The 6,772-nt window shown below is 41.9% G+C and carries 4 protein-coding genes; 2 read left to right on the forward strand and 2 right to left on the reverse strand.

The window, feature by feature from the left end:
• Window positions 1-25: 25 nt before the first annotated feature.
• Window positions 26-1,303: a YjiH family protein gene (locus AB4140_RS04570; protein WP_371999940.1), complete on the forward strand. Its 1,278-nt coding sequence runs from the start codon at window positions 26-28 to the stop codon at window positions 1,301-1,303.
• Window positions 1,304-1,399: 96 nt separating this feature from the next.
• On the opposite strand, the gene radA is transcribed toward AB4140_RS04570, so the two are convergent.
• Window positions 1,400-2,773 carry a DNA repair protein RadA gene (gene radA / locus AB4140_RS04575; RefSeq protein ID WP_371999933.1) on the reverse strand — a complete coding sequence of 458 codons (1,374 nt, stop codon included), beginning with the start codon at window positions 2,771-2,773 and terminating at the stop codon, window positions 1,400-1,402.
• Between the two features lie 226 nt (window positions 2,774-2,999).
• Here radA and AB4140_RS04580 point away from each other — a divergent pair, with 226 nt between their 5' ends.
• The gene (locus AB4140_RS04580; RefSeq protein ID WP_303412169.1) at window positions 3,000-5,381 is read left to right on the forward strand and encodes a PilZ domain-containing protein; all 2,382 of its coding nucleotides are present in this window, start codon (window positions 3,000-3,002) and stop codon (window positions 5,379-5,381) included.
• A 206-nt stretch (window positions 5,382-5,587) separates the two neighbouring features.
• On the opposite strand, the gene AB4140_RS04585 is transcribed toward AB4140_RS04580, so the two are convergent.
• Entirely contained in the window at window positions 5,588-6,484 is an 897-nt protein-coding gene (locus AB4140_RS04585) for an alpha/beta fold hydrolase (protein ID WP_102436190.1), read from the reverse strand.
• Between the last annotated feature and the right edge of the window lie 288 nt (window positions 6,485-6,772).

A 6,772-nucleotide genomic window follows, 5' to 3' on the forward strand; every position in this document is an offset into this window, starting at 1 on the left:
GTCACTTATCGGATTGTTATTGTTTATGACACCTATTAGCTACGACGGCTCAATCACCATTCCGATTGCTATCGTATCAAAATTTGTACAAAACCAATTCGCCGATATATTACCTTTAATCGTAACCTGTATCGTAGTCTTTATGGCAATCGTGTCGGTGCTTACTAAACTAATAAACCCAAAGTTAGTTCGTAAGAGCCCGTTTTTGCATTCGCTGCTGAATGTTTCACCATTTTGGTTATTAGTACGCGTCTTAGGGGCAATATTCATTGTATTAACCTACTTAGAGATCGGTTCAGAAGTGATTTACTCAGCTGATACCGGTGCCTTGGTACTCAATGACCTATTACCAGTACTACTGTCAGTGTTCATTTTTGCAGGCATGCTGCTGCCGTTACTGCTTAACTTCGGTCTATTAGAATTTTTCGGTACCATGCTGACCAAATTAATGCGTCCAATCTTCAACCTTCCAGGAAGAAGTGCCATTGACTGTATGGCATCATGGTTAGGCGATGGCAGTGTTGGTATTTTAATGACCAACAAGCAGTATGAAACCCGTCTTTATACCGAGCGTGAGGCGGCCGTAATTGGTACTACCTTCTCAGCAGTATCTATTACTTTTAGTTTAGTGGTTATCTCTCAAGTTAAACTTGAGCATTTATTTGTGCCATTTTACTTAACCGTTTGTCTCGCTGGTTTTGTTGCCGCTATCGTAGTGCCTAAATTACCACCGCTATCATGGAAAAAAGATTTATATATCGACAACACCCCACGTCACCCTGATGATGAAATGATCCCACAAGGTCATGGCGTAATGTCTTGGGGCTTCGAGCAAGCGATGAATAAAGCTTCGCGCGCTGGTGGGGTTAAACAGCTATTAACTGAGGGCATTAAAAACGTGGTTGATATGGTGTTTGGTATTATTCCTGTGGTTATGGCCATTGGTACCATCGCATTGGTATTAGCTGAAAATACGCCGATTTTTAATTATCTAGGTATGCCATTTATTCCACTGCTCGAATTACTGCAAATACCAGAAGCCGATGTTGCTTCCACAACAATTGTGGTGGGCTTTGCCGATATGTTCTTACCTTCAATTTTAGCCAGTTCAATTGAGTCAGACTTAACCCGCTTTGTGATTGCAGCCTTGTCTGTCACCCAATTAATCTATATGAGTGAAGTCGGTGCATTACTTATTGGCAGTAAAATCCCAGTTAACTTCTTTGAGTTATTTGTGATTTTCATTTTACGTACCCTAGTGACATTGCCCGTTATCGCCCTTTGCGGACACTTACTGATTTAGTCGCTTGATTCGAGTCATAAAGTAAATACAAAAAAGGAGCCACTGGCTCCTTTTTTAATGCTTAACAAGTTTTGTTAATCCATTTAGTTAATCAATTTAGTTAATCAGTTCTAATAACTCATGAATGGTTTTAATCGGATGGATTTTAGCGCCTAGCCCTTCCATTGATTTATGGTAGTTACGATGGGGAATATACACCTCGGTAAAACCATGTTGCACCGCTTCTTTTACTCTCGGCACACCACTATCAATCGGCCTAACATCACCATTTAAACTTAGCTCTCCCATAATGCAGGTGGTTCTGGGCACCACAAAGTCATTTAAACTGCTGAGTAATGCCGTCACCAAGGCTAAATCAATACAGGTTTCTGATTCATCAATCTTCAAACCACCCACCAAATTAAAATAAGTATCATGATAAATCTTGGTACGAGTATGTTTGCGTAATACCCCTGTGAGCATTTTAATCCGGTTCATGTTCAAGCCAACACAAACTCGCTGCGGAAACTCGCCTTCAGTCTCAGTGGTTAGACATTGAATTTCGAGCAATAAGTTACGGTTGCCTTTACGGATACAGGTAATGGCCGCGCCAGGTGATTCAGTGGTGGAGCCAGAGAGAAATATCTCACTGGGATTATCAACACTTATCATACCGCGCTCGGTCATCTTAAAAATGCCCACGGTATCCACATCACCAAAACGGTTTTTATTGGCTCTTAGAGTTCTAATTTGGCCGTCATTGCATTCAATATGGGTCAGACAATCGACAATGTGAATAAGCGTTTGCGGGCCGGCAGTTTCATTGTTTTTATTAACGTGCGCCACTAAAAACATGGTGACATTATTTTGCTTACAATACTGGGTTAATGCCTGCGCGCAGCTTTTGACTTGTGAAGGCGAGCCAGGGCTGCCATTGGCGCTTTCAGACACCACCGCTTGGATTGAGTCGATAACAGCAAACTTTACCTGTTTAGCGTCCAGCTCAGCAATAATCGCCTCAACGCTGGTTTCAGCCATTAAATACAGGTTCTCTTCGTTATAACTGAGCTTTAAGCGGTTAACACGATTTTTGAACTGCGATAGTGACTCTTCAGCAGTACAATATAATGAAGGCATAACTTGTGACATGCGGGCAATTAAATCGGACAGTAAAGTGGTTTTACCCGCACCAGGATCACCCGAAATAATATTGACCGACCCCGTAGTTAAGCCGCCGCACAAGACCCTATCAAGTTCACCAATGCCGGTAAGCATTTTTTGGGCTTCAAACTCTTCCACTTCATGGAGTTTTTTTGAGCCGCCGCCGACAGAACCGGCGTAACCAGCAACAGAATTAGTCGAGGATTTAACTGTCGAAATGCGCACCTCTGAAATGGTATTCCACTCTTGGCAGGCATTGCACTGTCCTTGCCAGCGAGGAAAATCTTGTCCGCACTCATTACACACATACGCTGTTTTATTTTTTGCCATAGATCACTTTTGTCAGCTTGGTGCTTATGGGATTTAAGCACTTATTAATTTATTAAATTTACACAGCTCAATTGTTAAGCTAATGGCACAAAAATCGCTTAATCGCTTTAGCTTTAACAGACACCTAGACTAATTTTGTATAAAGTAAGCCTGATGCTAGCCGATAAGATTACCAGTCGAGCCTGCAATTATCACCTTTATCTGAGCCCTCAATAGAAAAGAAGCCATGAGTTTAGAAGAGCACAGTCAGCTTATAGAGCAATTAAAGCCACTTTTAATGGAACCTGATTTTAAGGATGCCTTTGAAATGTTTACGGCTGACGAATCAAACTCGACTCGATTTTTATTGAAAATGGAATTAAATCGCATTGCGGTGATTTGTACTCGGATCATTGATTTACGTGATAAAAGCGATCTTGAATGTGAAGAGGTTCAGGTTGGAAAACTACGTCATTTTCTCGATGAGCCAGCAAAGCTTTCCTTGCTAGAGGCACTGCAGCTGTATCGCAATAAGTATATCGTTGGCGTTTATGAGCATGTACTCAACCAGCACAAATTACGCAAAGAAAAAGCCCGCCAAAACAATCAGCAACCCGTAGCACAAACCTCCCAGTTAACTGTGCCTGGGGTGGTTTTAGGCAGCTATTTTAATCGTAGCGAAGAGCGAATGAATTACAGTATTCGTATTTCAGCCTCACAAACAGGTGGCCCCGAAGTTAATGGCGCCAGCTTAGATTTATCTGTCGGTGGCGCGAGAGTTCGCTTACCTGCTGACATTCGCTTTGATCAAGATAAGCCGCTGCGTATTAAATTACTTGAATTAAACGAAGAGTATTTTTTTGACGATCTCCAAAAAGGCATCGACTATAAAATCGTCGATATACAACACAAAGATGATAGTGCCATATTGCGCCTATGCCGTATTGGAGAAAGTAACGAGCTCGATAACTTATTAACCCAGCTGATCCGCAGTTACCGCTTTCGCTATAAAGTGGATGTCAACGATGTGATTGTCAATGCAACCGGGCTTGGGTTTGAACGCCATTATTTACCACTATTAGCTCACCTCCCCATTTATATCAGTTTAAATGACGGTAAACCGACCATTAGCCATTTGCTATTAAGTCAAGGCAACCAAGCTTCATTACAATATTTTCAAGATGAGCAAGAGATTAATCAGCTACCCGGTTTACTGACCAATAATCGCTTAGTCAATCTCATTAAGCACCCACAAGACAGTGACCATAGTTTATTTTTTTGCTTCACCTACCAAGCAAACGACACAATCCAATACTTTTCAGCCTCGCTTTATGAGTTAAAGCAACATGATGCCTTAGGGTTATTCCTTGGCTTTGGCGCAAGCAAAACTAGTTGGCGAGTGTTCAAAGTAAGCCAACAAAGCATTGACCATAAACTGAATTATAAAACCTCGACGCTACCTGGGGATGAAACCCACTACTCAGCGCTAGTAGAGCAACAACTGGCAGGCTTTAGCTACGTGCTGCAGTTAATCGATTTAACCAATGAGCAGGTTCAATCCGATTATCAAACCTGGTTTAACCCAAGTGATAACGTCAATAAGCTTAAAAAGTTTAACCAAACTAAGCTCAAACAAAACAGCATAAAACGTCTATCAATGCCCTTTAGCGAGCGACGACGAGAAGCGCGCTATGCCTTTAAAACCTTGGTAGATATTGAGCACAACAACCATAAAACCCGTGGGATAAGCCATGATATATCCACCCGTGGGCTGCAGCTTGCTTTAGAAGATAATCTTAACCTCAAAAAGCCTACAGATGTGTTACTTAGTTTCCCTAAACTGCAGCAAATTGCAGGCAAGACATCACTGTCAAACTTGCCATATCGATTGATCCGCAGCCGTAATCATGACCAAACCCTGCATTTGTCGGCCAACATTGGTCACGAACCCCATGCTGGAGTTGAGTTTATCAATAAACTCATTAATCATAATCGGGATAAACTTGAGCAATTATCAGATAGTGAAGGCGAGTTAAAAGAGCTAGCCGATGGCATGAAAAACTTACTCCTAAGACAGCTGGCTAATGTGCCCTTTTTTGTAGAAAAAACGCAAAAATCGGCGCAACTATCATGCTTAGGGATCGGCGTTAAAACTGATGCTATTAGCCATCTATTTGCCGCTGGCTCCACTAAACCATTAAATTATAATTTGACGCCATTATTTAATGAAAGCCAGTTTAAGCAGCTAATTATTAATCCAGTTCGAGCAATGAAGCCCATTGATGGCCTGAAATATATAGAGATATTCCTGCAGGTGTCTCGTCAAGGTAGAGGAGCAATTAACATTCAATCTCAGTTAGTCAACGACTTCGCTAGCCGAGATGCTCAAATTGCCTTTGTGCGCCACGCTAAAACTGTTGGCCGCTTTGTGGCATTACGAGTTTATTATGGCGCAACTGAAAAGCCAGACATGAGCTATATTCGCCGCGAAATGGAATATATTGCCACCCATGCTTCCCACAGAGCAAAACAGCTTGAAGCCCAGTTATGGCGGGTTTTAGGAGCCGGAGAACTGTTAGAGATTAGTGCTGAAGTTGAAATGAGATATCCAGAGTTACACCAAGTCTAAATACCCCAAATCTGAATGACTCAAAACCTGAGTTGCTCAAAACTTGAAGGCTCCTAGCCTAAGTGCGCTAATGCTAAACCAAAAGTGCGCTAATGCTAAACCAAATTGATACACTAATCTCGACAGCGCTAATAGAGTATATATTGCAATCACTTGGTTTGTATTACTTCAGCTAGCGCTTATCGCTGCAGTTTATTTTTAAGTTGCTACTTAGCCAAACTGTCATACCAGCTTTTCACTAACGGGAAATGATCATCTACTGCGGATTTGTCGGTTAACATGCCTGCATGGGTGTAGTCCCGCTTAAAGCCGCGATGTTTAGCCAGTAAAGTATACTCAGCTGCCACCATCTGACACTCACCCATCATATCTTGCACATCTGAAGGGTTACCTAACACGCGGTCCTTTTTAGCGGCTAAAAACCAACAAGGCGGCCAAGTCACCTGCCTAGCTGCAGCGGCATAATCAAAGTTATCATGGCAATCTACCCAATCACCTTTTACCCAATCTATGGTTTGCCTTAATGATTGCCGGCTTTCATTGTCCATACCCATTCGATATTTATCTGCCGCTAAATAGCCATCCACTTTTGACAAAAATGGCGCCAACCGATTCCAAAATAAATCCACCATCATGGTTTTACGCAGAGATTTAATTTTGATGGTTCTTTTACTACCAAAGGTGACAAATGAAGCCACTTGAGTACGCACCTTAGCTAAGCGAACATAACAGCTCGCCATTAACACCCCGCCCCATGAGTGCGCGCACCAATGCACTTTACTTGCTGATGAATGCGATAAAATAAACTCATTGGCAAGGGGCAGCTGCTCTAAAATCACTTCGGTTTGACCTAAGGAATAGGCCGCGCTGATTTTAGGCTCACTTAAGCCTCTGCCTGCCGTATCGAGTATATACACATCAAAACCTTGCCTAGCAAGATAGCAACCTAAGCCTTTGCCCGAGGCACTGTAAAATACCCGTCCATTTGACATTGCGCCATGTAACATCAAAATTGGCATGCCTTTAGCCAAGCTAGGGTTTGCTTTGATATGCCGAATATGAAGGCGACCATTTCGATAGGGAATAAAATGTGACTGCTGCATGGGAATGAATATGACTATTTTGAGTGTATGAACTCAATACGGTAATCAGTGTAAATGTTAATTACAAGTTAATTAGAGTAATGAGCCTAATCAAGATAAAAAATGGCTCACTTAAAGTGAACCATTTAAAAGTGCTCTCAGCCAATATCTAAACAGCTAAGAGTCGATGCCATTGATGCTTGCAGCTCTTTACCCTTGCAGTGTTTTTAGGCTTGCAAGTAATACACAAAGTAATAAACAAAGCAGCGTAAATCCAAGTTATTGATACTGGTATCGGCAGCTTTTAGT

The organism is Shewanella sp. 10N.286.51.B2 (genome assembly GCF_041469265.1).
Classification (GTDB): domain Bacteria; phylum Pseudomonadota; class Gammaproteobacteria; order Enterobacterales; family Shewanellaceae; genus Shewanella.